This window comes from Pseudomonas sp. BF-R-30 (assembly GCF_019956175.1).
Classification (GTDB): Bacteria; Pseudomonadota; Gammaproteobacteria; order Pseudomonadales; family Pseudomonadaceae; genus Aquipseudomonas; species Aquipseudomonas jessenii.
Genome location: NZ_JAHBDE010000044.1, coordinates 126798 through 153499, shown reverse-complemented (window position 1 = coordinate 153499; position 26702 = coordinate 126798). Strand labels below are relative to the sequence as shown.

Annotated in this window: 24 protein-coding genes; 20 read left to right on the top strand and 4 right to left on the bottom strand. The window is 60.5% G+C overall.

Annotated elements, in window-relative coordinates:
- Positions 1-224: 224 nt before the first annotated feature.
- The gene (locus KGB20_RS21245) at positions 225-2186 is read left to right on the top strand and encodes an FAD-dependent oxidoreductase (RefSeq protein WP_154908989.1); all 1962 of its coding nucleotides are present in this window, start codon (positions 225-227) and stop codon (positions 2184-2186) included.
- 178 nt (positions 2187-2364) lie between these two features.
- Complete coding sequence (locus tag KGB20_RS21240) at positions 2365-2961, top strand: cupin domain-containing protein (RefSeq protein WP_090455087.1); 597 nt, start codon at positions 2365-2367, stop codon at positions 2959-2961.
- Here the strand turns inward: KGB20_RS21240 and KGB20_RS21235 are convergent.
- Positions 2958-3890, bottom strand: a complete 933-nt coding sequence (locus KGB20_RS21235; protein WP_154908987.1) for a helix-turn-helix domain-containing protein — start codon at positions 3888-3890, stop codon at positions 2958-2960. The two genes, KGB20_RS21240 and KGB20_RS21235, sit on opposite strands and share 4 nt — an antisense overlap.
- A 162-nt stretch (positions 3891-4052) precedes the next feature.
- Here KGB20_RS21235 and KGB20_RS21230 point away from each other — a divergent pair, with 162 nt between their 5' ends.
- The 10 genes from KGB20_RS21230 to KGB20_RS21185 all read left to right on the top strand — a co-directional run bounded on the left by KGB20_RS21230 (position 4053) and on the right by KGB20_RS21185 (position 15655).
- Positions 4053-5411: a glutamine synthetase family protein gene (locus KGB20_RS21230; RefSeq protein WP_150813217.1), complete on the top strand. Its 1359-nt coding sequence runs from the start codon at positions 4053-4055 to the stop codon at positions 5409-5411.
- Positions 5412-5489: 78 nt separating this feature from the next.
- Positions 5490-6578: a polyamine ABC transporter substrate-binding protein gene (locus tag KGB20_RS21225; protein ID WP_154908986.1), complete on the top strand. Its 1089-nt coding sequence runs from the start codon at positions 5490-5492 to the stop codon at positions 6576-6578.
- Complete coding sequence (locus KGB20_RS21220) at positions 6575-7876, top strand: NAD(P)/FAD-dependent oxidoreductase (RefSeq protein WP_150813219.1); 1302 nt, start codon at positions 6575-6577, stop codon at positions 7874-7876. Before KGB20_RS21225 ends, KGB20_RS21220 begins: the two co-directional genes overlap by 4 nt.
- Positions 7877-8115: 239 nt before the next feature.
- Positions 8116-8712 (top strand): paraquat-inducible protein A, encoded by a 597-nt coding sequence (locus tag KGB20_RS21215; RefSeq protein WP_057714935.1) that lies wholly within the window; start codon positions 8116-8118, stop codon positions 8710-8712.
- On the top strand, positions 8709-9365 hold the full coding sequence (locus KGB20_RS21210; RefSeq protein ID WP_150813220.1) for a paraquat-inducible protein A: 657 nt from the start codon (positions 8709-8711) through the stop codon (positions 9363-9365). The genes KGB20_RS21215 and KGB20_RS21210 overlap by 4 nt, the downstream gene beginning before the upstream one ends.
- On the top strand, positions 9346-11022 hold the full coding sequence (locus KGB20_RS21205) for an intermembrane transport protein PqiB (protein WP_150813221.1): 1677 nt from the start codon (positions 9346-9348) through the stop codon (positions 11020-11022). The genes KGB20_RS21210 and KGB20_RS21205 overlap by 20 nt, the downstream gene beginning before the upstream one ends.
- 17 nt (positions 11023-11039) lie before the next feature.
- On the top strand, positions 11040-11597 hold the full coding sequence (locus KGB20_RS21200) for a membrane integrity-associated transporter subunit PqiC (RefSeq protein ID WP_154908984.1): 558 nt from the start codon (positions 11040-11042) through the stop codon (positions 11595-11597).
- Positions 11598-11972: 375 nt separating this feature from the next.
- Positions 11973-12986 (top strand): iron ABC transporter substrate-binding protein, encoded by a 1014-nt coding sequence (locus tag KGB20_RS21195; RefSeq protein ID WP_154908983.1) that lies wholly within the window; start codon positions 11973-11975, stop codon positions 12984-12986.
- Between the two features lie 3 nt (positions 12987-12989).
- Positions 12990-14588, top strand: a complete 1599-nt coding sequence (locus KGB20_RS21190; RefSeq protein WP_154908982.1) for an ABC transporter permease — start codon at positions 12990-12992, stop codon at positions 14586-14588.
- Complete coding sequence (locus KGB20_RS21185) at positions 14585-15655, top strand: ABC transporter ATP-binding protein (protein ID WP_057714941.1); 1071 nt, start codon at positions 14585-14587, stop codon at positions 15653-15655. The genes KGB20_RS21190 and KGB20_RS21185 overlap by 4 nt, the downstream gene beginning before the upstream one ends.
- Before the next feature lie 4 nt (positions 15656-15659).
- Here KGB20_RS21185 and xerC read toward each other — a convergent pair whose 3' ends face one another.
- Complete coding sequence (gene xerC / locus KGB20_RS21180) at positions 15660-16598, bottom strand: tyrosine recombinase XerC (protein ID WP_057714942.1); 939 nt, start codon at positions 16596-16598, stop codon at positions 15660-15662.
- Between the two features lie 253 nt (positions 16599-16851).
- On the opposite strand from xerC, the gene KGB20_RS21175 reads away from it, so the two are divergent.
- From KGB20_RS21175 to KGB20_RS21150, 6 genes are all read left to right on the top strand, one after another.
- Positions 16852-17007: a hypothetical protein gene (locus KGB20_RS21175; protein WP_159389879.1), complete on the top strand. Its 156-nt coding sequence runs from the start codon at positions 16852-16854 to the stop codon at positions 17005-17007.
- A complete protein-coding gene (locus KGB20_RS21170; RefSeq protein WP_057714943.1) occupies positions 16985-18364 on the top strand; it encodes a UDP-glucose dehydrogenase family protein in 1380 nt (459 codons plus the stop codon). Before KGB20_RS21175 ends, KGB20_RS21170 begins: the two co-directional genes overlap by 23 nt.
- Positions 18365-18579: 215 nt before the next feature.
- Positions 18580-19758, top strand: coding sequence for an MFS transporter (locus KGB20_RS21165; protein WP_057716612.1), 1179 nt, complete (start codon positions 18580-18582; stop codon positions 19756-19758).
- 158 nt (positions 19759-19916) lie between these two features.
- On the top strand, positions 19917-20624 hold the full coding sequence (locus KGB20_RS21160) for an HPP family protein (protein ID WP_154908981.1): 708 nt from the start codon (positions 19917-19919) through the stop codon (positions 20622-20624).
- 97 nt (positions 20625-20721) lie between these two features.
- The gene (locus KGB20_RS21155) at positions 20722-22194 is read left to right on the top strand and encodes a nucleobase:cation symporter-2 family protein (protein WP_150813227.1); all 1473 of its coding nucleotides are present in this window, start codon (positions 20722-20724) and stop codon (positions 22192-22194) included.
- 57 nt (positions 22195-22251) lie between these two features.
- The gene (locus KGB20_RS21150; protein ID WP_154908980.1) at positions 22252-22722 is read left to right on the top strand and encodes an LEA type 2 family protein; all 471 of its coding nucleotides are present in this window, start codon (positions 22252-22254) and stop codon (positions 22720-22722) included.
- A gap of 35 nt (positions 22723-22757) precedes the next feature.
- Here the strand turns inward: KGB20_RS21150 and KGB20_RS21145 are convergent, their stop codons facing one another.
- A complete protein-coding gene (locus KGB20_RS21145; RefSeq protein WP_154909280.1) occupies positions 22758-23774 on the bottom strand; it encodes an AraC family transcriptional regulator in 1017 nt (338 codons plus the stop codon).
- Between the two features lie 183 nt (positions 23775-23957).
- Complete coding sequence (gene pssA, locus KGB20_RS21140; protein WP_154860069.1) at positions 23958-25301, bottom strand: CDP-diacylglycerol--serine O-phosphatidyltransferase; 1344 nt, start codon at positions 25299-25301, stop codon at positions 23958-23960.
- Between the two features lie 216 nt (positions 25302-25517).
- Here pssA and KGB20_RS21135 point away from each other — a divergent pair, with 216 nt between their 5' ends.
- Complete coding sequence (locus KGB20_RS21135) at positions 25518-26081, top strand: TetR/AcrR family transcriptional regulator (protein ID WP_090455074.1); 564 nt, start codon at positions 25518-25520, stop codon at positions 26079-26081.
- A gap of 55 nt (positions 26082-26136) precedes the next feature.
- The gene (locus KGB20_RS21130; protein WP_154908979.1) at positions 26137-26613 is read left to right on the top strand and encodes a DUF1348 family protein; all 477 of its coding nucleotides are present in this window, start codon (positions 26137-26139) and stop codon (positions 26611-26613) included.
- Positions 26614-26702: the final 89 nt, after the last annotated feature.

Genomic DNA, 26702 nt, shown 5'->3' with positions numbered 1-26702 from the left:
CGAAACTACTGCAAGGCATAGTAAAAAAACAAGTTGATTTTTTACTGAAGGTAAATTTCTATAGATAAAAATAACAACACCGAAAACCTTATGCCACTGTAGGAGCGAGCTTGCTCGCGATGGACCTGAGGGCGACGCGTTCATCCAGACAACACGCGTTATCGTTAACGTCCATCGCGAGCAAGCTCGCTCCTACAGGTCAGCCTGCCAGGAGTACCCGCCACATGACGACCTCTGCACCCGCCTTCGCGCACCTGTTCGAACCCCTGGAGATCCGTGGCAAGCGCCTGAAAAACCGCATCATGTCCAGTGGTCACGACACCTCGATGCCCACCGACAACCTGGTCAACGAACAATTGATCGCCTATCACCGGGCACGGGCCGAAGGCGGAGCCGGGCTGATCGTGCTGCAAGTGGCCGGGGTACATGACAGTGCGCGCTACACCTCCCACGTGCTGATGGCCACCGACGATGCGTGCATCGAGGGCTACCGCAAACTGGCGCAAACCTGCCATGCCCACGGCACCCTGGTGTTGTCCCAGGTGTTCCATCCGGGGCGGGAGATCATGGAGTCCAGCGATGGCCTGCTGGCGGTGGCCTATTCCGCATCGTCGGTGCCCAACGAACGTTTCCGGGTGATGCCCCGCGCGCTGGACCAGGCAATGATCGACGATATCGTCGCCGGTTATGCCGCTGCCGCCCGCCGCCTGCATCAGGCAGGCATTGATGGCGTCGAGGTCGTGGCCAGCCACGGTTACCTGCCGGCACAGTTCATCAATCCGCGGGTCAACCGGCGTACCGATGGCTACAACGGTGAGCTGGACCAGCGTTTGCGTTTTCTGCGCGAGGTCATCGCCGCCGTGCGCGCGGCGACCGACGAGCAGTTCATCATCGGCCTGCGCATTTCCGCCGACGAGCGCGACCCGGAAGGCCTGACCGAGGACGAATCCCTGGCCGCCGTGCAGTCACTGCAAGCGCAGCTCGATTACGTGCATATCGTCGCCGGCACCTCGGCTTCCCTTGGCGGCGCGGTGCATATCGTGCCGCCCATGGCGATCGAAGCCGCGTACCTGGCCAAGGAAGCCGGAACGTTCAAGGCCAGTTTGAACATTCCGTTGTTCGTCACCGGACGCATCAACCAACCCCAGGAAGCCGAGCTGATCCTGGCTCGTGGCCAGGCCGATGTGTGCGGCATGACCCGGGCACTGATCTGCGATCCGCAAATGCCCAACAAGACCGACACCGGCCGCGTCGAAGACGTGCGGGCGTGCATTGCCTGCAATCAGGCGTGCATCGGCCACTTCCACAAGGGCTTGCCGATTTCCTGTATCCAGCACCCGGAAACCGGTCGCGAACTGATCTTCGGCGAACGGCGACAAGCGCCACAGCGCAAACGCATCATGATCGCCGGCGGTGGCCCGGCCGGAATGAAAGCCGCCACCGTCGCGGCCCAGCGCGGCCATGAGGTGACGTTGTACGAAGCCAGTTCGCAACTGGGCGGTCAGGTGTTGCTCGCGCAATTGCTGCCCCGGCGCAGCGAGTTCGGCGGTGCCAGCACCAACCTGCAGCGGGAAATGGAACTGGCCGGCGTGCGCGTAGTGCGCAATACCCGAGTCGACCGGGCACTGGTGGAACAGGAAAAACCGGACATGGTGATCGTCGCTACCGGTGCCGAGCCCTACTGGCCACCCTTCGAGCGCGGTGGTGAGTTGCAGGTGGTGGACGCCTGGCAGGTATTGCGCGATGAAGTACGGATCGGCCGTTCGGTGGTGGTGGTCGACTGGCGCTGCGACTGGATCGGCCCCGGCATCGCCGAACGCCTGGTTCGCGCCGGGCACCAGGTACAACTGGCGGTCAACGGCACCCATTGCGGGGAAAACCTGCCGTTGTACGTGCGCGATCAACTGGCCGGCGAGCTGCATAAACTGGGCGTGCCGATCACGCCATATGCGCGGTTGTATGGCTGCGATGACAACACGGTTTACCTGCAACACACCGCCAGTGGCGAACCGATGCTGATGGAGAACATCGACACCCTGGTGCTGTGCCAGGGGCATCAGCCGGTCGATACCCTGGGTGCGGAGTTGCAAGGGCTGGTGGAGTTTCGCCGGATCGGCGACTGCCTGGCGCCGCGCACCGCCGAAGAAGCGATTTATGAAGGCCTTAAAGTCGCGTGGGAGCTTTAAGGCTGTTTATACTCCGGGGCTTAGACGGCTAACACCAACCCTGTAGGAGCGAGCTCTGCTCGCGATGGACCCGAGAACACCGCTGGGTGTCAGGCTTCCAGCGTTATCGTTGGCGACCATCGCGAGCAAGCTCGCTCCTACGGGGATTTGCGCCACTCCTCCCGGTTCGGATTTGACCATGAGCAACAGCAGCACCACACAGCCCGCACCCGGCAACGCCGAACCGCATTTTCTCGGCACGCGCATTCGCGGCCTGCGCAAGCGTCGGGGCATGACCCTGACGGAACTGGCGCAACAGAGCGAACTCACCGCCGGCTACATCAGCCAGCTGGAACGCAACCTCGCCTACCCTTCGATTCCGGCGCTGTTCAACATTGCCCGCAGCCTCGGCGTCACCATCCAGTGGTTCTTCGCCAGTGAAGCGGTCACCGCACCCGAAGACGATGGCATCGTGGTGCGCAAGAACAGCCGCCTGAACGTGCATTACGAAGACGGCATCGTCGACCAGTTGCTGACACCGCAAGCCAACCGCCAACTGGAAATGCTCCACTCGCGTTTCCCGCCCGGCACCTACAGCCAGCAAAGCTACAGCCACGACGGTGAAGAAGCCGGCTACTTGCTCTCGGGGAGTTTCGAGTTGTGGGTGGGCGAGCGCCATTTCCAGCTCAATGAAGGCGACAGCTTCAGCTTTTCCAGCCAGGAACCGCACCGCTATGGCAACCCTGGCGATGTCGATGCGGTGGTGATCTGGGTGATTACACCGCCGACGTTCTAACGTCGGCCGCGACCAGGGGACAGCGTGACACTCGCACGCTTGAGGGTGTCGCTCGGCAATTCCTTGAACAGCGCACGATAGCTGCTGGAAAACCGCCCCAGATGCCAGAACGACCAACGCATCGCCACTTCAGCCACGGTGGTTTGCGTCGGCGTGCGACTCAGCAATTCGCGGTGGGCGCTGTTGAGTCGGCGCAGGCGCAGCCACTGGGTCGGCGACATGCCGGTGTAGGTCTTGAACGCATGCTGCAACTGACGCAGTGAAAACCCCGCGATTTGGGACAACTGCAGCAGATTGAGATGTTCTTCCGGGGTGTCAGCGGCCCATTCCCCTACCCGTTTCATGATCGAGCGCTCCCCGGCCCGACGCTGCAAGGCGCCCTGGTCGAGGCCGACACACGCGTTGTCGAGGATGAACAGGCAATCTTCCAGCAGTTGCTGGGTCAGCGCTTCGCGGCTCGGTGGATCGAAGGTCTGCGACAGCCGCGTCAAGGTTCCGCTGAGCCAACGGCAAAACAGCGCGTTCTGCTGGGCGTTGAGCGGTGCCATGAACAACCCTTCAAGCCTGGCGATGTCCAGGCTGTGGCGCTTTACAAACTCCGGCCCGAACACCACGGCGATTTCCTGGTAGTTCTCCGGGGTGATCCAGATGTTGCGGCTTTCGCCATTCAACACGTACAGCGCGTTGTCACCGCGATCGAAACAGAACGATAACGAACCCTGGGGCGCGCTGAAATTCTGCTCGACCCGGGTGTTCATCGACTCTTCGTAAATCTCCACGCCCTGCAGATCCAGATAACGCACCCGACCCGCGAAGTGCCCCGGCGACATCTGCTGGTATTGCTGCACCCAGCCCGGCGTGGCGCGGATTTGCTCGGCGACATCGGCGGTGTTGAACGCTTGGACCTGGAGGGAACTGGAACCTGTCATGGGGCGACCTTACGCACTCTTTTGGTGCGTTTTGTGCTGCTTAAAGTGGATAGATGGAACCGCAAGGCTCGCACAAGATAGTCGTCAACGCGCTACAGGGGAAGTGTCCGGCGGATGAAACCGGTCTCTCCTGGCGTTAATAAAACCAATAACGAGGTCTTTATGAATGTCCCTTTCGATCAGCTGTTCACTTGGCTGAAAGATCACAAGATTACCGAAGTCGAGTGCGTCGTCAGCGATCTGACCGGCATTGCACGCGGCAAAATTGCACCGACCAACAAGTTCCTGCATGAGCGAGGCATGCGCCTGCCGGAAAGTGTCCTTCTGCAAACGGTAACCGGGGACTTTGTCGACGACGACATCTACTACGACCTGCTCGACCCGGCCGATATCGACATGGTCTGCAAGCCGGACGCCGACGCCGTCTACGTGGTGCCATGGGCCATCGAGCCGACCGCCATCGTGATCCACGACACCTTCGACAAGTTCGGTAACCCGATCGAACTGTCGCCGCGCAATGTGTTGAAGAAAGTCCTGCAGTTGTACACCGATAAAGGCTGGCGGCCGATTGTCGCGCCGGAAATGGAGTTCTACCTGACCCAGCGCTGCGAAGACCCGGACCTGCCGCTCAAGGCGCCGATGGGCCGTTCGGGCCGCGCCGAAAGCGGTCGTCAGTCGTTCTCCATCGACGCGGCCAACGAATTCGACCCGCTGTTCGAAGACGTCTACGACTGGTGCGAACTGCAAGGTCTGGACCTCGACACGCTGATCCACGAAGACGGCCCGGCGCAGATGGAAATCAACTTCCGTCATGGCAACGCCCTGGACCTGGCCGACCAGATCACCGTGTTCAAGCGCACCATGCGTGAAGCGGCGCTCAAGCACAACGTGGCGGCAACCTTCATGGCCAAGCCGGTCGGCGACGAGCCTGGCAGCGCCATGCACCTTCACCAGAGCGTGGTGGACATTGCCACCGGCCAGCCGATCTTCGCCGATGCCGATGGCAACATGAGCGAGCTGTTCCTGCATCACATTGGCGGCCTGCAGAAGTACATCCCGAAAGTGCTGCCGATGTTCGCGCCGAACGTCAACTCCTTCCGCCGCTTCCTGCCGGACACCTCGGCACCGGTGAACGTCGAGTGGGGCGAAGAAAACCGCACTGTCGGCCTGCGCGTGCCGACCTCCAGCCCCGACGCCATGCGTGTCGAGAACCGTCTGCCGGGCGCTGACGCCAACCCGTACCTGGCCATCGCCGCCAGCCTGCTGTGTGGTTACCTGGGCATGGTCGAACGCATCGAGCCAAGCGCTGCGGTACAGGGCCGCGCCTATGAGCGCCGCAACCTGCGCCTGCCGATCACCATCGAGGACGCCCTGACCCAGATGGAAGAATGCGACACCATTGGCCGTTACCTGGGCAGCAAGTTCGTGCGGGGCTATGTCGCGGTCAAACGCGCCGAGCACGAGAACTTCAAACGGGTGATCAGCTCCTGGGAGCGTGAGTTCCTGATGCTCAGTGTCTAAAAACCTCGCTCCCACAGGAGGCACGTGAATACCAAGCAAATCACCTGAAGAATCCAATAATTCCAAGAAGGTATCGATATGCGTCTATTGAAATCCATGGTCCCGGCCGCACTCGCGGTCTTGTTCAGCGCCGTTGCCCAGGCTCAGCCACAGGTCAGCGTCTACAACTGGACCGACTACATCGGCGAAACCACCCTCGCCGACTTCCAGGCCAAGACCGGGATCAAGGTGATCTACGACGTATTCGATTCCAACGAAACCCTGGAAGGCAAACTGCTTGCCGGTCGTACCGGGTATGACGTGGTGGTGCCGTCCAACCACTTCCTCGCCCGCCAGGTGAAGGCCGGCGCGTTCCTCAAGCTCGATCGCGAGCAACTGCCGAATTTCAAGAACCTCGACCCGAAATTGCTGGCGCTGCTGGAGAAAAACGATCCGGGCAACGCACACTCGGTGCCGTACCTGTGGGGCACCAACGGCATCGGCTATAACGTCGACAAGGTCAAGGCTGTGCTGGGCATCGACAAGATCGACTCCTGGGCCGTGCTGTTCGAACCGGAGAACATCAAGAAGCTCAGCGCCTGCGGCGTGTCGATGATGGACTCGGCGGACGAAGTGTTCCCGGCGATGCTCAACTACATGGGCATGGACCCACGCAGCGAAAACCCCGAGGACTTCAAGAAGGCCGAAGCCAAGCTGCTGAGCATTCGCCCCTACATCACCTACTTCCACTCCTCCAAGTACGTCTCGGACCTGGCCAACGGCGACATCTGCGTGGCGTTCGGATACTCGGGTGATGTGTTCCAGGCCGCCAACCGCGCCAAGGAAGCCGGCAACGGCGTGAACATCGCCTACGCCATTCCCAAGGAAGGCGCCAACCTGTGGTTCGACCTGCTGGCCATCCCTGCCGACGCCAGCAATCCGAAGGAAGCTCATGCCTTCATCAACTACCTGCTGGACCCGCAAGTGATCGCCAAGGTCAGTGAGTCGGTCGGCTACGCCAACCCGAACCCGGCCGCCAAGCAGTACATGGACCCTGAGCTGGTCAGCAACCCCGAGGTTTATCCGTCCCAGGAAGTCCTCGACAAACTCTACATCTCCACCACGCCGCCGCAGTCGATCATGCGCCTGATGACCCGTTCGTGGAGCAAAGTGAAGTCCAACAAATGAATCAGTACACCAAGGAACACACCCACTCCTATTACGCGGCGTCCGCCAAGGGCATGAGGCAGCGCCCCGCGCTGGCCTCGGACCTGGTGGCCGATGTCTGTGTGGTCGGCGCGGGTTTCACCGGCATCAACACCGCCATCGAGCTGGCCCAGCGTGGGCTCTCGGTAGTCCTGCTGGAGGCCCGACGGATCGGCTGGGGCGCCAGCGGGCGCAACGGCGGCCAGTTGATTCGTGGTATCGGCCATGACGTCAGCGGTTTCGCCAAGCACATCGGCGCCGATGGCGTGCAATACCTGGAACACGCCGGGAACGAGTCGGTGCAAGTCGTGGCCAATCGCATCCGCGAGCACGGCATCGATTGCGACCTGAGCTGGGGCTTCTGCGAACTGGCCAATACCCCGGCCCAGTTCAAGGCGCTCAAGGCCGAGCAGGCGCAACTGATTGAATCCGGCTACGCCTTTGAAACCCGCCTGGTGGCGCCAGAACAAATCCGTGAACAGGTGGTGAACTCCGGTGTGTACGCCGGCGGCCTGGTGGACATGGGCTCGGGGCATTTGCATCCGCTGAACCTGGTCCTTGGCGAAGCGCAAGTTGCCGAGTCCCTTGGGGTGCGGATTTTCGAGCAGAGCCCGGTGCTGGAGTTGATCCATGGCAGCACGGTGCAAGTGCGCTGCGCCGGTGGCACTGTGAGTGCAGGCACGTTGGTGCTTGCTTGCAATGCCCATCTGGAAGAGCTCGAACCGAAGCTCAGCGGCAAAGTACTCCCGGCAGGCAGCTACATCATCGCCACCGAACCCTTGTCGCAAGAGGCCGCTGCAAAACTGATCCCGCACAATGTTGCGCTGTGCGACCAGAAGGTCGGCCTGGATTACTACCGGCTCTCGGCTGACCGGCGCTTGTTGTTCGGTGGTGCCTGCCATTACTCCGGGCGCGATCCTTCGGACATCAGCGCCTACATGCGCCCGCAGATGCTCAAGGTGTTCCCCCAACTGGCCGATGTGCGCATCGACTATCAGTGGGGCGGCAAGATCGGCATCTCGGCCAACCGCTTCCCCCAGGTCGGGCGCCTGAGCCAGCACCCGAACGTGTTCTACGCCCAGGGCTATTCAGGCCATGGCCTGAACGTGACCCACTGGTGCGCGAAGTTGTTGGGCGAAGCGATCCATGCCGGCCACAGCAAAGGCTTCGACGTGTTCAGCGCCGTGCCGCACATGACCTTCCCCGGCGGACGCGCCCTGCGTTCACCCTTGCTGGCCCTTGGCATGTTCTGGTATCGGATGCGGGAAATGCTGGGCTGACGTAGGCCTGCCGGGCGCCTGCTAACCACTGTGGGAGCGAGCTTGCTCGCGATAGCGACCTGAAATCCAATGATTGGGTTGTCTGGCACACCGCTATCGCGAGCAAGCTCGCTCCCACACTGTTTTACGTATTCCCTCTTCTACCATCCCCTTGTTTCGACTTTCGATTTGCTCAATTGCGAGTCACTTCTATATTGAGGGAGTGCTCTGAACTTCCTGCCTTCTGTCGAGCTTGACCCATGGCGACTACTGATCAGCTGATCATCTGCGAGCACTGCGACAGCGTGTACCAAAAAGTAACGCTCGCCAAACATCAAAAAACCCTGTGTACACGCTGCGGCGGCGTGCTTCAGCGCTATAACGGCCTCACGGTGGAGCAGCGGCTTGCGTTGACCTTCACCGCGTTGATGCTCTGGATATTCGCCAATTTCTATCCGGTAATGAGCATCAACCTCAAAGGCGTGAAGAACAGCGCAACGCTCTGGGACTCGGTGCTGGCCCTGAGCCTGGGGCCTATCACCTTCATTGCCATGGTGGCGGCAATCGCCATGATCATCGCGCCGATTTTCCAGTTGCTGCTGCTGATCTGGGTGCTGGGCTTCGCACTCGGCGGGCGACGCTCGCCCGGATTCAAATTCTGCATGCGCTGGCTCGAAACCCTGAGGCCCTGGAGCATGCTCGAAGTCTGCCTGCTGGGCGCCATGGTCGCGGTGATCAAGCTCGCCGGACTGCTCGATGTGCTGCCCGGCATAGGGTTGTTTGCCCTGGCGGCACTGAGCCTGATGATGATCCGCATCGCCGGGCGCGACATCCGCGAACTATGGGACATTGTATGAGCACGCCTCCTTACGCCGACGAGCTCAACCTGTGCCTGTGCCACACCTGCGGCCTGGCCTGCGACATGACTTGCGAGCCCCACGAATGCGAGCGTTGCGGTGCACCGCTGCACCGGCGCAAAGCCAATTCTCTGGCCCGCACCTGGGCCTACATGATCGCGGCCCTGGTGTTCTACATCCCGGCCAACCTGTTGCCGGTGATGAACACCGAGATGGTCGGCAACGGCGCCGACAGCACGATCATGAGCGGCGTGCTGGAGTTCTGGGAAGCCGGGGCCTGGGATATCGCCCTGATCATATTCATTGCCAGTATCGCGGTGCCGGGAATCAAGTTCGTCGCCATCACATTGCTGCTGGTCACCGTGCAACGCGACAGCGAGTGGGCACGCAAGGAGCGGTCGACGCTGTACCGCTTCGTCGAAGTCATCGGTTACTGGTCGATGCTCGATGTGATCGTGGTCGCCCTGGTGGCCTCGCTGGTGAAATTCCAGGCCCTGGCCGACATCGAACCGCGCCCGGGCATTCTGTTTTTTGGTCTGGTAGTGGTGTTCACCATGCTTTCGGCAATGAGTTTCGATCCCCGCATGATCTGGGATAAAGAACGGAAAAACCCACACAATGAGGAGGTCACTGATGAAGTCACAAGCCACTGACGGGCCACAAGCTCCCGGGCAGGCTCCGATCAAGACCCGCCGTTTCAGCGTTTCGCTGGTCTGGATCGTCCCGATCGTCGCGGTGCTGGTGGGTATTTCGCTGGTGGTCCACAGCATTTTGCAGCAGGGCCCGACCATCGTTGTCACGTTCAAGACCGGTAACGGCCTGACCGCGAACAAGACCGAGGTCAAATACCGCAATGTCGTGATTGGTCATGTCTCCGATGTGGAGCTCAGCGGTGACCAGAAAAGCGTCAATGCCACCATCAAACTGGAAAAGCAGGCCGAAAGCTTTACCCGCGAAGATTCGCAGTTCTGGGTTGTGCGGCCGCGCATTGGCGCGGGCGGTGTATCGGGGATCGATACGCTGCTGTCGGGCGATTACATCGGGGCCGATATCGGCCAGGCCAACGGCCGGGCAAAAAACTTCATCGGACTGGAGAATCCGCCACCCATCACCTACGGCGAACCGGGCAAGCGTTTTACGCTGTTCACCCAGGACCTGGGGTCGCTGGACATCGGTTCTCCGGTCTACTACCGCAAGATCCCCGTGGGCCAGGTGGTGGCCTACGCGCTGGACCCGGATGGCAAGGGCGTGAACATTGAACTGTTCATCCATGCACCCCATGACAAGTACGTCACCGAAAACACCCGTTTCTGGAACGCAAGCGGCATTGACGTGAACGTCGGCGCCAATGGCTTTGCGGTCAAGACCGAGTCGTTGTCTTCCTTGCTGGTGGGCGGCATAGCCTTCCGCGCGCCCGACTACAGCCCCAACGACAAGCCGGCTGCCGCAGAGTATGCCTACGAATTGTTCGACGACCAACAAACCGCCCTGGCCCCGCCAAACGGCAAGCCGCAGTATCTGGCCATGCGTTTCGACCAGGCACTGCGCGGGCTCAAGGTCGATGCCCCGGTGGAGTTCCTCGGTGTGGAAATCGGCAAGGTAGTGGCGGTCAATCTGGATTACGACGAGAAAAAGCGCTCCTTTCCGGTCAACGTCGGTATCGTGATCTACCCGCAGCGCCTGGGCCAGGCCCATGTCAAAATGCTCAAGGCGCTCAATCATGACCCTGATAACGAAGCCGCTGGCGTACGCTTGATCGGTACCTTTATCGAAAACGGCCTGCGCGCCCAGGCCCGCACCGGCAACTTCCTGACCGGCCAGTTGTACATTGCCCTGGACTTCTACCCAAAAACCGACAAGGTCGCCTTCGATGTAAACGCACGCCCGGTCATGATTCCGACCATTCCCGGCAGCCTCGAGCAATTGCAGGAAAAACTCGAATCCATGGTCGACAAGATCAACAAACTGCCGATCGAGCGTATTGCCGGCAATCTCGATGGCAATCTCGTCGAACTGCGCAAAGGCATGATGCAATTCAACGGAAAGATCTTGCCTGGCGTGCAAACAACTTTGTCGGATGTCAGCAAGACGCTGGAAACGGCCAATTCGACCCTGCAGTCGGCCAGTTCGACCTTGGCCGAGGATTCGCCGCAACGGGAAAAACTGGGGCTAACCCTGGATGAACTGGGACGCACGTCGAGATCCTTGCGTGATCTTTCGGATTACCTGGGACGGCATCCGGAATCGCTGCTTCGCGGCCGCCCGAATAATGCCGCCCCCATGGATCTGCAAGGGCCACCGCGCAATTGAACACAGGAGCAACACCCATGGCTTTACCACTGAAGTTCACCCTGGTCACCGCGATGTTGCTGCTCGCCGCCTGCCGCAGCGACCCGATTCAATTCCATACCCTGACCCCGGCCCAGGAGGGCAATCACTCAAGGACCACCGTCGGCGTGATCCAGATCGAGTCGATCAGCGTGCCGCCCCAGGTCGATCGTGCGCAGATCGTCATTCGCGAGGGCAACAGTGGCCTGGCGATCCTGGAAACCCAATGGTGGGGCGCGACCCTGGTGGACGAACTGCGCAGTGCGTTGGTCGATCAACTGAGCAACAGTCCTGTACAAGGCCGACACTCGGTGCGGGTCGATGTGCAGCGTTTCGACTCGGTGCCCGGCCAGTACGCCTTGATGGACGTGGAATGGCGCCTGCGCAGCGCCAGCACCGGCGACACGGCACGGTTGATTTGCCGCAGCACCTTGCAAACGCCCTCGGGTGCGAGCATCGATGACCTGGTGCTTGCCCAGCAAAACAACGTCAAACGCCTGGCTGCGCTGATCAGCCAGGCTGCCGTCAGACCACAGGCAAGCTGCCCTGCGCCCTGAATGTATTCCTCCCCAGGATCAACGGCGACAGGTTCGCCGTTAATCCGTCCCTCCTGTTTCCTGCTGTCATTCCCCGAGAGAGGCGGCCCGTAGCAACTGGCAACGTCAAATACGCCGAGGCACACGACAAAAAGGCAGCCGGGGCAGCGTCATATTCTGATCGGCGGCATCGTTTGATCGACGAGTCGAAACACAGCGGGCACAGTGCTGCTAATCTGAATGAAAATTACATGTATTAACGGTTTTTTTGACGTTATTTTCTCATTTGGATCTCTACATTTCCCGCACTTCAAAAACATGCAAATGATTCGCATTGGTTAACTGGCGTTTGAATGCGCATGACTTTCAAAAAATGCACCAGGAGCAGCCCGCAGAATGATTCCAAAAATCCCTTCGTTCTTGAAACAAGCCCTGCTGGCCACCGCTTTGCTGAGCGCTGGCCAGGCCTATGCAGCCGACTCCGTCGGCATCGTGGTGTACAACGCGCAACACGCAGGCCTGACCAAGGCCTGGGTCGAGGGCTTTACCCAGGAGACCGGTATTCCCGTCACCTTGCGCAACGGCGATGACACCGAAATGGGCAACCAGATCGTGCAGGAAGGCGCGGCTTCGCCGGCGGACGTATTCCTGACCGAGAACTCCCCGGCCATGGTCCTGGTCGACAACGCCGGGCTGTTTGCGCCTGTCGATAAGGCCACGCTGGAGCAGATTGACTCCGCCTACCGTCCGGCCCACGGCAAATGGACAGGCATCGCCGCGCGCTCCACGGTGTTCGTCTACAACCCGAGCAAACTGCCAGAAGCCGACCTGCCGAAATCGATCATGGACCTGGCTTCACCGAGCTGGAAGGGTCGCTGGGGTGCATCGCCCGGTGGTGCTGACTTCCAGGCCATCGTCGCTGCCATCCTCCAACAAAAGGGTGAAGCCGCCACGCTGGATTGGCTCAAGGCGATGAAAACCAACTATGCCAACTACCGTGGCAACAGCTCGGTACTCAAGGCCGTGAATGCCGGGCAGATCGACAGCGGCGTGATTTACCACTATTACAGCCTGGTGGATCAGTCCAAGACCGGCGAAAACAGCAAGAACACCGCCCTGCACTATTTCAGGCACAAAGACCCGGGCGCTTTTGTTAGCATCTCCGGCGGCGGCGTCCTCGCTTCCAGTAAACACCAGGAGCAAGCCCAGGCGTTCCTCAAGTACATTACCGGCAAGGATGGCCAGGCTGTCCTGAAGAACGGCAAGTCGTTTGAATACGCCGTGGGCAAAGGCGCTGAATCCAACCCTAAACTAGTGCCTCTGAATCAACTCGATGCGCCGACTGTCGATGCGTCAAAACTCGACAGTAAAAAAGCCGTGGAGCTGATGACACAGGCCGGACTGCTCTAATTGATGCCAGAAACCCTGCCTGCGGAGGTCGCTGAGGCGACACCCGCACATTTACGTCGACGTTCCCGCGGAGTTTTTGCGGGACGTGGCGGTGTATGGGTAATCGGTTTGTCGGTGCTGGTTTCATTACTGGCACTGCTACCGATCGCCTACGTTATTGGTGTGTCCCTGCAAACCGGCTGGTCAACCGTTGTGGCCCTGGTGTTCCGCCCTCGGGTCGGTGAACTGCTGGCCAACACCGTGCTGCTGGTGCTGCTGACGATTCCCTTGTGCGTCGCGCTGGGGGTGACGCTGGCCTGGCTCACGGAACGCACGAATCTGCCGGGGCGGCGCTGGTGGTCGTTGCTGGCCACCGCGCCGCTGGCAGTGCCTGCGTTCGTTCACAGCTACGCCTGGGTCAGCCTGGTGCCACCGATTCACGGCTTGTTTGCCGGTGTCCTGGTCTCGGTCATCGCCTACTTCCCGTTCCTGTATTTGCCGGTAGCGGCCACTTTGCGCCGGCTCGATCCGGCCATCGAAGACGTCGCCGAGTCCATGGGGCTCAAACCCTGGAAAGTGTTTTTCCGCGTTGTGTTGCCGCAATTGCGCCTGGCGATCTGCGGCGGCGCCTTGCTGGTCGGCCTGCACCTGCTGGCCGAATATGGCCTGTACGCCATGATCCGCTTCGACACCTTTACCACCGCGATCTTCGATCAGTTCAAATCGACCTTCAACGGCGCAGCGGCGCACATGCTGGCCAGTGTGCTGGCGCTGTGTTGCCTGGCAATGTTGACGGCCGAATCCGCCGCCCGGGGTTCGGCGCGTTACGCCCGCGTCGGTTCGGGAAGCGCCCGGGAGCAACGGGTTGTACGCCTGAAACCGGTATCCACCCTGCTCTCGCTGACGCTGCAGATCATGACCTGCGCCCTGGCCCTTGGCGTGCCCTTGATCACCCTGGGCAAGTGGCTCATCGCCGGAGGCGTGGAAGTCTGGGACATGGCCGAATTGTTGCCCGCACTAGAGCAAACCCTGCTGCTGGGCATCGGGGGCGCGGCGCTGACCACCTGCGCGGCGATCCCGATTGCCTGGCTGTCGATCCGCTACCCCGGTCGACTGCAACGGGTGCTGGAAAGCTGCAACTACATCACCAGTTCCTTGCCCGGCATTATCGTGGCGCTGGCACTGGTGACCGTCACGATCCACTTTGCCCGGCCGATATACCAGACCACCTTCACCGTGCTGCTGGCGTACCTGTTGATGTTCTTGCCCCGTGCCCTGGTGAGCCTGCGCGCGGGCATTGCCCAGGCCCCGGTGGAACTGGAAAACATTGCCCGCAGCCTTGGCCGCTCGCCAGCCCGGGCACTGTGGCTGATCACCTTGCGCCTTGCTGCCCCGGGGGCGGCCGCCGGCGCGGCGCTGGTGTTCCTGGCGATCACCAACGAACTGACCGCCACACTGCTGCTGGCCCCGAACGGCACGCGCACCCTGGCGACCGGGTTCTGGGCCTTGACCAGCGAAATCGATTACGCAGCCGCCGCACCCTACGCCTTATTGATGGTTGTGCTGTCGCTTCCGTTGACCGGACTTCTTTATCACCAATCGAAAAAAACGGCTGGCCGATGAACACTCTTGAATTGAATGCCCTCTACAAGTCCTATGGTGCCCATTGCGCCCTGGACAACGTCAGCCTCTCGGTGCCCAGCGGCAGTCGCACGGTCATCGTAGGCCCCTCCGGCTCGGGCAAGACCACGTTGCTGCGGATGATTGCCGGTTTCGAGTTCCCCGATTCCGGACGCCTGTCGCTCAATGGCCAGACCCTGGTCGACGGCACCCACGAAGTGCCGGCCCATCAACGCCTGATCGGCTACGTGCCACAGGACGGCGCACTGTTCCCGCACATGACCGTGGCAGCGAACATCGGTTTCGGCCTGGCGACCAAGGGCACAGAAAAACAGCAGCGCGTTGCCGAACTGATGGACAGCGTGGCGCTGGACGCGAAGATGGCCGAGCGCTGGCCCCATGAATTGTCCGGTGGCCAGCAACAGCGCGTGGCCCTGGCCCGGGCCTTGGCGCAACAGCCACGACTGATGCTGCTGGACGAGCCGTTCTCGGCGCTCGACACCGGATTGCGCGCCGCCATGCGCAAGATGGTTGCACGGCTGCTGGAGGACGCGGGCGTCACCACCATTCTGGTCACCCATGACCAGAGCGAAGCCCTGTCGTTCGCCGACCAGTTGGCGGTGATGCGTCATGGCCGACTGGTCCAGTCAGGGCATCCGCTGGACCTTTACCGCTATCCCGAAGACGAGCAAACCGCGCTGTTCCTGGGGGATGCCGTGGTGATGCCCGCACGCATCGAGGCCGGTTGGGCCCATTGCGACCTGGGCCGGATCCCCGTCAACAACCACCGCAACAACAGTTCGGCGCAGATCATGCTGCGCCCCGAACAACTGCAACTGGCCAGTATCCTCCCCAGCGACCCGGAAGCCAGCGGTTGTCGGGCCGTGGTCACCGATCGGGATTTCAGCGGCAACACCTGCACGCTGACGGTGGAACTGCAGCCATTGACCCGCAACGCGCAGTCGGGCCGATCACTGCTGGTGCGCAGTTCAGGCATGTATGCACCACCCGCCGGCAGCTCGGTTCAGGTCTCGACCATCGGCCATGCCCATGTACTGAGCGAGGTGTGATCGTTCACAGATCGAATCGATCCACCGCCCGACGCCGCTCGTTGTCATCGCGCACATCGTAGTTGGCCGTGGTCTGGATATTGCTGTGGTGCGCCAGCTTCTGCGCAATCGACAAGTCATGCTCTTCGATCACCCGGGTGATGAATGAACGCCGGAAGTCGTGGGGCATGATTTTCACCCCGACCTGCGCGCCCCGTTGCCGGGCGATGTAGTAAATCGCGTGTTTGGTGATGCGCTCCCGGGTGATGTGGCTGCCACGGCGGATGCGGTTGAACAGGAACGGGTCGTCCGACTCGCCGTCCTTGAGCATCGAACGGCGCAGCTCGAGCCAGGCTTCAAGCTTGGCGAAGGCCCAGGCCGGTGCGTACTTGATCAACTGCTTGTTGCCCTTGGCCGTCACCCGCAGGCTGCGCTCGGTGAAATCGACCTGGTTCAGCTCCAGGTTCACCGATTCGGATTTGCGCATCCCGGAACCGTACAAAATCCCGATGATCGCGGCATCCCGCAGGCCTTGCGGCCGCGGATCGGCAGCGCAGACCGCCATCAGTTCCTGGATCAGCGTACGCCTGAGATTGCGCCCCTGGGACAGCCGTGTACCGGCCATGCCCTTCACCGTACGCATCTTCAACAGATGCTCCTGAGAGATCAGGCTCATGCGCCATGCTTCGTTCATCACCCCACGCACTGCGTTGACATAGAGCGAAGACGTGTTCGGCGCATAGCCGTCCGAGCGCAAGGTGGCCACCAACGCAATGACGTCCTCTGGCTGCAGATTGTGCCAGGGAATTTCCTCGATATCGTGGTCTTCGAAGCCCAAGCGGTCGGCGGCATCCTGCAGCACATAACGCATGGTCAGTTGGCTGGACGGCGCCAGTCTCGCCAGATACAGGGTCAGTGGATTGGTGAGGGGTGTGCGTGAATCAGATACAGGTAAGTCAATCAAACGAAACGGCCTTGAATTAAAACAGTTAAGTGAAACAACTAATAAGTAAAAAAACAATGATGTAAAGGCTATTTACGTTTACAGCCCCAGGGCTGCCCAAGAGTCAGGCCTTGCGCCCGTTGCACTACTGGGCAGCGTCGGCATTGTCCTGACGGTTGCAACAGCCGGATGTGACTTTTTTCAACACGATAGACAAATTGAAATATGACCTTGCCTATCCTGACTCGGTTTTGATTATTCCTCAGGCGGCACCATGAGCCTGCAATTGCTGCTGGTCGCCTGTCTGCTGACCCGTCTGGAAAAGCCTTGGCGTGGCATTGCTCATCCTCGGCGTCATAACCATCAATATCCCGACCTGCTCGTGCGCCTGAATCAAGGAGTGACCCATGAAAATCAGTGTATTTGGTAGCGGATATGTCGGCCTGGTGCAGGCAGCGGTACTGGCGGAAGTCGGCCACGACGTGGTCTGCATGGACGTTGACGAGAATAAAGTCGAACTGCTCCAACAGGGCCACGTGAGCATATTCGAACCCGGGCTGGCCAGCCTGGTACGCGAAGGCCTTGACGCCAGGCGGTTGCAGTTCACCAGCGACGAAAAATTCGCCGTCCAGCACGGACAGGTGCTGTTCATCGCCGTTGGCACCCCGTCCCGGGACGACGGCTCGGCGGACTTGCGCTACGTGATGTCGGTGGGCGACGCCGTGGCCCGTCATCGCGAGCAACCGGCGATCCTGGTGGAGAAATCCACCGTCCCGGTCGGCACCGGCGATGCCTTGCGTGCACACATCGACAAATGCCTGATCAGCGTCGGGCGCGTATTGCAGTTCGATATCGTCTCCAATCCGGAATTCTTGAAAGAAGGTTCGGCCGTGGCCGACTGCCGACGCCCCGACCGTATCGTCATCGGCTGTGAACGCGAAGAAGTGCGTGAGGTGATGCGTGATCTGTACTCGCCCTTCAACCGCAACCATGAGCGCATCATGTTCATGGACCTGCGCAGCGCCGAGCTGACCAAGTACGCCGCCAACTGCATGCTGGCGACCAAGATCAGCTTCATCAACCAGATCGCAGAACTGGCCGAACACCTGGGTGCCGACATCGAATCGATACGCCTGGGCATCGGCGCCGACTCCCGCATCGGCTACCACTTCATCTACCCCGGTTGCGGCTACGGTGGCTCATGTTTCCCCAAGGACATGCGCGCCCTGATCCACAGCGCTGAACAGGCCCATTGCTCCAGTGACCTGCTGCAAGCGGTGGAAGCCATCAACGAGCGGCAGAAATACAAGCTGTTCGAGCGCATCAACGCGTTCTACAAGGGCGACTTGCGTGGCAGGACCTTTGCTCTGTGGGGCCTGGCATTCAAACCAAACACCGACGACATGCGCGATGCGCCGAGCCGGGTGTTGCTCGAATCCTTGTGGGCCGCCGGAGCGAATGTCCGTGCGTTCGATCCGGAAGCCATGCAGGAAACCCAGAAGCTGTATCCCGATGAATCGAAGCTGATGCTCATGGGTACACCCGAGTCGGTCTTGTCCGGTGCCGATGCACTGATCATCTGCACCGAATGGCAACAGTTCAAGGCGCCGGACTTTCAACTGATCCGACAGCGGCTCAACGCACCGCTGATCTTCGACGGCCGCAACCTTTACGACACAGACCGTCTGGCACGCATCGGTTTCACCTACTTCCCGATCGGTCGGGGCGAGTCGAGCAAATTGCCGATTCCGTACCAGCAATGGTTTGCCGAGTCAGTGGTCGCCTGAACAGCCTGTTCCCTCACATCCGCCAACAGTCTCCCGCGCTGGCTCTGCACGGCCGTCGGTGCATTGCCGCCAGTGCTGGGCGGGCGGTTCGACAAGAATGATTTTGTGCTGCGGCACCTCAAGCAAATCCCATAGCAACGACCGCGTGTCTGACTGCTAGAGTAGCGCTCACGATCGGGCTGATGCCGGCCCGATTGAATAAGGATATTCGCGCCGTGACCAGCTACTCCCCCCTCATCCGCCGCCTGTTGATCTGCTCGCTGACCATCGTCGTCAGCCGCGCCATCACCAGCCCTTTGCTCACGCTATTCGTCAGCGACAAGCTGGGGCTCAACCAGCAGGACGTTGGCTTGCTGCTCGGCATTGCGGTGTTCGTCGCCACCCTGCTCTCCCTGTATGGCGGCTACATCATCGATCGCTTCGAAAAGCGCCGGTTGCTGATTCTCTCGATGGCGTCCAGCGCTGTCGGCCTGGTGTTGCTGACCTTTGCTGAAAACCTCTACCTGACGACCATCACCCTGATCGTCACCGAAACCGCTTCATCGCTGTTCCTCATCGGTTCGAAAGCGATCCTCAGCGACAACCTCCCGGTGGGTCAACGCGCCAAGGCGTTTTCCCTGAGCTATACGCTGACCAACATTGGCTACGCTGTCGGGCCGATGCTCGGTGTGCTGATTGCCGGGGCCTTTGCCAGTGCCCCCTTCCTGATCGCTGCGGCCATCGCTTTTTTCAGTATTTTCCTGATGACCGGGATCGCGAAGGACCCGGCGCGCTCGACTGTCGGCGGCCAGGGGCAGAGTTTCCTCAAAACCCTGATCACCCTGAAAAACGACCGCACCCTGATCCTGTTCACCGCCGGCTGCCTGCTCAGCACCGTGGTGCACGGGCGATTTACCTTTTACCTGTCGCAGTACCTGCTGGTGACCAGCAATCCCCAACACACCATGGAAATCATGGCCGCCCTGCTCGCCTGCAACGCCATCAGTGTGATCTTGCTGCAATACCAGATCGGGCGTTTTCTCAAGCGCGAGCAACTGCGCCAATGGATCGTGGCCGGCACCGGCCTGTTCATCCTCGGGCTGATCGGTTTCAGTCTGGCGGACAGCCTGGTGAGCTGGTGCGTGGCGATGTTCATCTTCACCCTCGGTGAAATCATCATTTACCCAGCCGAGTTTCTCTTCGTCGACACCCTGGCACCGGAAGAACTGCGGGGCAGCTACTACGGCGCGCAAAACCTTGCTGCCCTTGGCGGTGCGTTGAGCCCGGTGATTTGCGGCTTCATGCTGATGCACACCCCGGCGCCGACGATGTTTTATGCCTTGAGTGCACTCGCGGCCCTGGGCGGCTTGCTGTGCTACACAAGCGGTCGACGGAGCAAATTACAGCAAAATTAATGCACTGAAAGCTCATTAATATGAATTTGTCAGTAGCAGGATTGGACGGCACACTGTGCGCGTTCCTCCCCCAACAGTTGGAACAACTTCAAGGGCTTTCTGGGTTCCCCAGCCAAGCCCTTTTTTTTGCCTGGATTTTCTGCCGGAGTCTTCTCGAAATGCTTGCTCGCTGGTTGCCCGCCGCCATCAACACCCGCCCCACCGAATGGAGCCGCGCCGCCATCGGCATGGCCCTGGGGACACTGATGAGCGTGTGGCTCTGTAGCCAGGTGTTCGGCATTGAGGTGGCCCAGCACCTGATCGGCCCGCTGGGGGCTTCGGCGGTGCTGTTGTTTGCCGTGTCTTCGGGCGCGCTCGCCCAGCCCTGGTCGATTCTCGGTGGTTACTTGAGTGCCGGTGTGATTGCCCTGCTGGTGGCCCATGTGTTGGGCCGGACCCTGGGTAGCGCTTGCCTGGCGGCGGGCATGGCGTTGATCCTGATGTGCTGGCTGCGGTGTCTGCATCCACCGGCCGGTGCGTTGGCCCTGACCCTGGTGCTGGCCGATCCGGCAACCATTGCCATGGACTGGAAAGCCATTGGACCGGTGATGCTCAGCGCGGCGACGATGCTGCTGTGCGCCCTGGCCTACAACAACCTGACCCGCGTTCGTTACCCCAAGAGCGCCAGCGAGCCCGCGGCCAGGATTCCTGCCGATCACCCGCCGGTCGACCGTCAGGCCATCACCGCCGAAGACCTGAAACTGGCGTTGGCCGACATGGAAGCGTTCTATGACGTGACCCCCGAAGACCTCGAACAGCTGATCCAGGCCAGCCAACTGCACGCCAAACGCCGCAGCGTTGGCGAAGTGCTCGCCCCACGACTGTAAGTCGCTGTTCTGGAGGTTCTTTTGCCGTGGCCGGGCGGTTCTGGCATCCTGCGCCTCCATTTTCTGACCCGGCCCGCCTTCTGGCACGCAAACCACCATGACCGCCTCCGAAAAAGCCCCCGCTCCACGCCACAGCGACCTGATCTACGGCCTCGATGACCGCCCGCATCTGACCGCTACCGTCTTCGCCGCCCTGCAACACGTGCTGGCAAGTTTCGTCGGCATCATCACCCCGACGCTGATCATGGGCAGCGCCCTGGGCCTGCAAAGTGAAATTCCTTACTTGATCAGCATGGCGCTGTTCGTTTCCGGCCTGGGCACCTTCGTGCAGGCGCGGCGCTTCGGCCCGGTGGGCTCTGGCCTGTTGTGCCTGCAAGGCACCAGTTTCTCGTTCATCAGTGTGATTCTCAGCGCCGGCTTCATGGTCAAGGCTCGTGGTGGCGGTACCGATGAGATTCTCTCGACCATTTTCGGCGTGTGCTTTTTTGCCGCGTTCATCGAGGTGGTGTTGAGCCAGTTCATCGGCAAATTGCGCATGCTGATCACCCCGGTGGTGACCGGCACGATCATCACGCTGATGGGCTTGTCGCTGATCAAGGTGGCGATGACCGACATCGCCGGCGGCTTCGGCGCCCCGGACCTGGGGGCGGCCAGTCACCTGGCCCTGGCGGCGCTGGTGCTGGGAACCATCGTAGTGTTGAACCGGGTGGATGTGCCGTTTCTGCGCCTGGGGGCGATTGTCATCGGCCTGACCCTGGGCTACGGGGTGGCATGGCTCATGGGCCAGGTGGATTTCAACAGCCTGCCCGAAGTGCCGCTGATGAGCGTACCGGTGCCGTTCAAATACGGGTTCTCCTTCGATTGGGTGGCGTTCATTCCGGTGGCGGTGATTTTTCTCGTGTCGCCGCTGGAGGCCGCCGGTGACCTCACCGCCAACTCGATGATCTCCCGGCAACCGGTTAAAGGCCCGGTGTACATTCGACGGATCAAGTCCGGCCTGCTCGCCGATGGCCTCAACTCGGCCATGGCCGCGGTGTTCAACAGCATGCCGATGGTGACCTTCGCCCAGAACAACGGGGTGATCCAGCTCACCGGCGTGGCCAGCCGCTACGTGGCGTTTTTCATTGCCGGATTGCTGGTGGTGCTTGGCCTGTTCCCGATGATCGGCGCGGTACTGCAACTGATGCCGAAACCGGTGCTCGGTGGTGCGGAACTGGTGATGTTCGGCACCGTCGCCGTGGCCGGGATCAAGATTCTCGCCGAGGCAGGCCTGCATCGACGCAACATGCTGATCGTGGCGATTTCCATCGGCATGGGCCTGGGCGTGGCCGCCGTGCCGGAAGTCTTGCGTGAACTGCCCAAGGCCCTGCACAACATTTTCGAATCGCCCATCACCGTCGGCGCGCTGTGCGCTATCGTTCTTAATATCTTCCTGCCCGAGGAGTTCATCGAGCTGGAGGAGGACGAATTCGATCCGGAAGCCTCCGTGCTTCAGGTGATGCAGAACCCCGATGTGACCGCCAGGGATGAACCCGCAAAGGCTGCGGTGGTTGCACAGTCGAACCACTAGGCGGGCTCAAGGGCTGAGCCGCTGGCGGTTCAGCCTTTTTCAGATGAGAACACGTCCATGCGCAGCCTCCACGCGGTCCTGATTTCCCTCCTGCTTTGTCTGAGCGCCTGTTCCTCGCTGCCCAATCGAGACCCGTTGAAAATCAACGTCGTGGATGTCGAACCCCTGCAAGGCGAAGGCATGGAAGTGCGCTTTGCCGTGAGAATCCGCGTGCAGAACCCCAATGACTACACCCTCACCTACAGCGGCGTTGCCCTGGACCTGGACATCAACGGCCAGCCCTTCGCCTCTGGCGTCACCGATGAGAGGGGTACGATCGGGCGCTTTTCCGACACCATCGTCAGCGTACCGGTCAGCGTTTCGGCGTTTTCGGTGATCCGCCAGACCTATGGCATCAGCCAGATGGAAACCCTCAACAACATGCCTTATGTCCTTCGCGGCAAGCTCTCGGGTGGGGTGTTCAACACGAAGCGTTTCGTGGACAGTGGCACGCTCAATCTGCCTGGACCGACCACTGGCAGCCGTTAAACGTCTTGGATGAATTGGCTGTTGCGCCGCTGAAGTCACTCGGTGTCATTGAGAATCAGGCTGCGGTAATGCCCCGGATTTGACCCCGACCATTTGCGAAACGCCTTGTAGAACGAACTGACGTCAGCGAACCCGAGCCGTGTGGCGATTTCGCTGAAGCTGATCGTGGGTTCCGCCAGCCAGACAATCGCCAACTCCTTGCGCACGCTGTCCTTGAGGCCTTGATAGGTTTGCCCTTCTTCGGCCAGTCGGCGGCGCAAGGTTGAAGCCGACATGCACAGGCGTTGCGCCAGGGCTTCGGTTTCCGGCCAGTGCTCGGCCGGCAGGTGGCGCAGGTCGTGTTTGATGCGGCTGGCCAGGCTCTGCGGATCGCGGTACTTCACCAGAATGTTCGCCGGCGCACGGGCCAGGAATCGCTCGAGTTCTTCAGGGCTGCGCTTGATGGGCAGGTCCAGGCAATCGGCGGAGAAAATCATCCGGGTGCGTGGGCGGTCGAAGCGCAGGTTCTCGGAAAACATCACCTGATAGTCATCGCAGAAATCCGGTTTGGAACAGCGCAGCTCGATGGCAAGGATCGGAATCCGCCGTCCTGCCAGCCAGCAGGCAACGCCGTGCACGATCATCCAGTAAGTGAAATAAGTGAAGGCCCGGCGCGGGTCCTTGTCGTCCTCCAGCAGGACGATTTCCGCCAGGCTTTGCTGACGTACCAGCTGCGCCGGCAAGTATTCGAGGATCAACGACAGAAACGCCAGGCCGCTGGCCACTCCCGCCGCCACGTTGGGCTGGAGCATGGCGCTGCGGCACAGGAACGCAAAGCTGCCGGACTTGAGTTTGCGTGGGTCCATGCCAAAGAACTCATCATCCCCGCGCCGTGCCAGCAACCGCCACAGGCGCGCATAAGCCGTGGCCGGAACGCGGGCGTCGGTGCTGCCCAACAGTTGCGGGTCGATGCCGACCTTGATCAACACCTCGTCCGTGGCGATTCCTGGCGCGCAGCTTTGCAACAGTGCTTCACGCACCAGTTGAATGGAGATGGTGTCTTTTTCCGACATGGATCGCGGCAAGCCCTGTTCTTGTTCGAGTGGGGGGCATATTAGCTGAAACAGTATCCCTGTTGATTGATCCGCCGCTATCGCGAGCAAGCTCGCTCCCACACTGGATCTGCGTTGTTCACAAATGCTGTGAACACCCGGATTCCTGTGGGAGCGAGCTTGCTCGCGATGGCTTTTCTGAATTCACAGAATGCGGTAGAGCAACCGTTCGATCCGCACACGACTCACACGCTTGAGGAACTTGGCCACGCCCGCCGGGTATTCGGCCAGGGTTTCCAGGTTCTGGAAGTGCTCGATTCGCCGGGTGTGCTGGAAGATCTCCGCCAGCTCTTTGCCACGCGGTTCCAGCAGTTCGCCATGGGGATCATCGAGCAACAAGGCGTTTTCCAGATCGAGTCGAAACGCCCGCGGGTTGAGGTTGTTACCGGTCAGCAAGGTATAGCGCCGGTCGACCCACATGCCCTTGAGGTGGTAGGTGTTGTCACCGTCGCGCCACAGGTGCAGGTTCAATTGCCCGCTGTCGATGTTGCGCTGATGACGCTTGGCAAACCGGCGCAAGCTGATTTCGTACAGGTACGGCAGCGCGGAAATGACCCGGAACGGTTCGCTCGGCGGAATGTAGAAGTCGTTGGCCGTCTTGTCGCCGACCACGATGTCGATCTTCACCCCGCGGGCCAGCGCGCGGTTGATCTCGCGGATGATCGCCAGCGGCAGGTTGAAGTACGGTGTGCAAATGGTCAGTTGCTGCTGGGCGCTGGCGATCAGTTCGCAGATCACCCGGTTCAGCGGATTGTTCTTGCCGACGCCAAGCAGCGGGCTGACGGACAAACCGGTCCTGTCGGTGGTGCCCTGCGTGGTGTCGTACGCCGCGTGCTTGAGGCGGCTGCGCAGGTCACCGATGTCATTGCGCAGGCTGCGGGTGGTCGGCAGGTTTGGCAGGTCGAGGCGGTGCACCGCTTTGGAAGCCACCAGGCCGTGCTGCACCAGGTGCTGCATCGAATCGGCCAGTTCACGATTGTGCAGCAGGTGATAGCGGTCGTAGCGGTACTTGTCGAACTTGTGCAGATACACGTTGTTCAGGCTCGCACCGCTGTAGATCACGCAGTCATCGATCACGAAGCCTTTAAGGTGCAACACACCGAACAGTTCGCGGGTTTGTACCGGAACGCCGTAGATCGGCACTTCGCTGGCATGGGTGCGGGTCATTTCCTGATACCAGGCGGAGTTGCCCGGTTGCTTGCCGGCACCGATCAGGCCGCGCTGGGCGCGCAGCCAGTCGACGACCACCACCACGTCCAGTTCCGGACGCGCCAGTTTGGCGGCGTGCAAGGCATCGAGAATTTCCTGGCCGGCTTCATCCTGTTGCAGGTACAGCGCAACGATGTAGATGCGCCGGGTCGCGCTGGCGATTTTCTCCAGCAGGCAACGACGGAATTCGGCAGCGCCGCAGAGGATGCCAACGGCATCGGCCGTCAGCGGAAAACTGCGCAACTTGGGCAGCAGAGAGCGTTTGAAAAGCGACGGCATAGGGCTCGCAATGGGTCGAATCCGAAGAACCCATGAGCTTACACCATGCAAAGGTTCGGGTCTTGTTACCGTCTGTAATGCCCTCTTCGCGAGCAAGCCCGCTCCCACAGGGGAACGCATTTCAAATGTGGGAGCGGGCTTGCTCGCGAAGACCATTTGTCAAACACCACAAAAAACCGATTGACCAAGGAGAACGATCGTTCTACTGTTTGCAGCATGAACGAAATCACTAGCAACGACACACGCGACATCATTCTGGATGTCACCGAAAAGTTGATCTACAAAAGTGGCATAGCCGCCACTGGCATGGATCTTCTGGTGAAAACCGCCGGCGTCTCCAGAAAAAGCATCTACCGCTACTTCGCCAACAAGGACGAACTGGTGGTGGCCGCCCTGCAACGCCGGGACCAGCGCTGGATGCACTGGTACAGAGGCGCAGTCGGCCAGGCACAAACCCCGGCCGAGCGACTGCTCAACCTGTTTACCGTACTCAAATCGTGGTTCGCCTCCGACGGTTTCCGCGGCTGCGCGTTCATCAACACCAGTGGCGAAACCGGCGACCCGCAAGACCCGGTGCGCCTGCTCGCCAAAGAGCATAAACAAAAGCTGCTCGACTACGTGTGCGAGCTGTGTACCGAACATGGCGCCGAGGATCCGCAGTTGCTGGCCAAACAGCTGCTGATCCTGATCGACGGTGCCATTACCGTGGCGCTTGTCATGGGTGATCACAGTGCCGCCGATAATGCGCAATGCATGGCGCGAAAGTTATTGGACCTGTAGCAACCTGATCAAGCTCGACAGTTGTTTTAACTTTAACTTGATACGGAGACTTTAAATGTCTAATGCCGAAGTTCGTCCGCCATTACCCCCTTTCACCCGTGAATCGGCCATTGAAAAAGTTCGCCTGGCCGAAGACGGCTGGAACTCCCGGGACCCGGAGCGTGTGTCCCTGGCCTATACCCTGGACACTAAGTGGCGCAATCGCGCCGAGTTCGCCTATAACCGCGAAGAAGCCAAAGGCTTCCTGACCCGCAAGTGGGCCAAGGAGCTTGATTATCGGTTGATCAAGGAGCTGTGGGCGTTCACCGATAACCGAATTGCCGTGCGTTATGCCTATGAATGGCATGACGACTCGGGCAACTGGTTCCGCTCCTACGGCAACGAAAACTGGGAGTTCAACGAGGACGGCCTGATGGCCCGCCGCTTCGCCTGCATCAACGACATGCCGATCAAGGAAAGCGAGCGCAAGTTCCACTGGCCGCTGGGGCGTCGCCCTGACGATCATCCGAGTTTGTCGGATCTGAGCCTGTAAACACTGAGCAAAATGTGGGAGCGGCGGTGCGGCGATCCGACTTGCTCGCGAAAGTGGTGTGTCAGCCAACATTTATGCTGGATCTGACG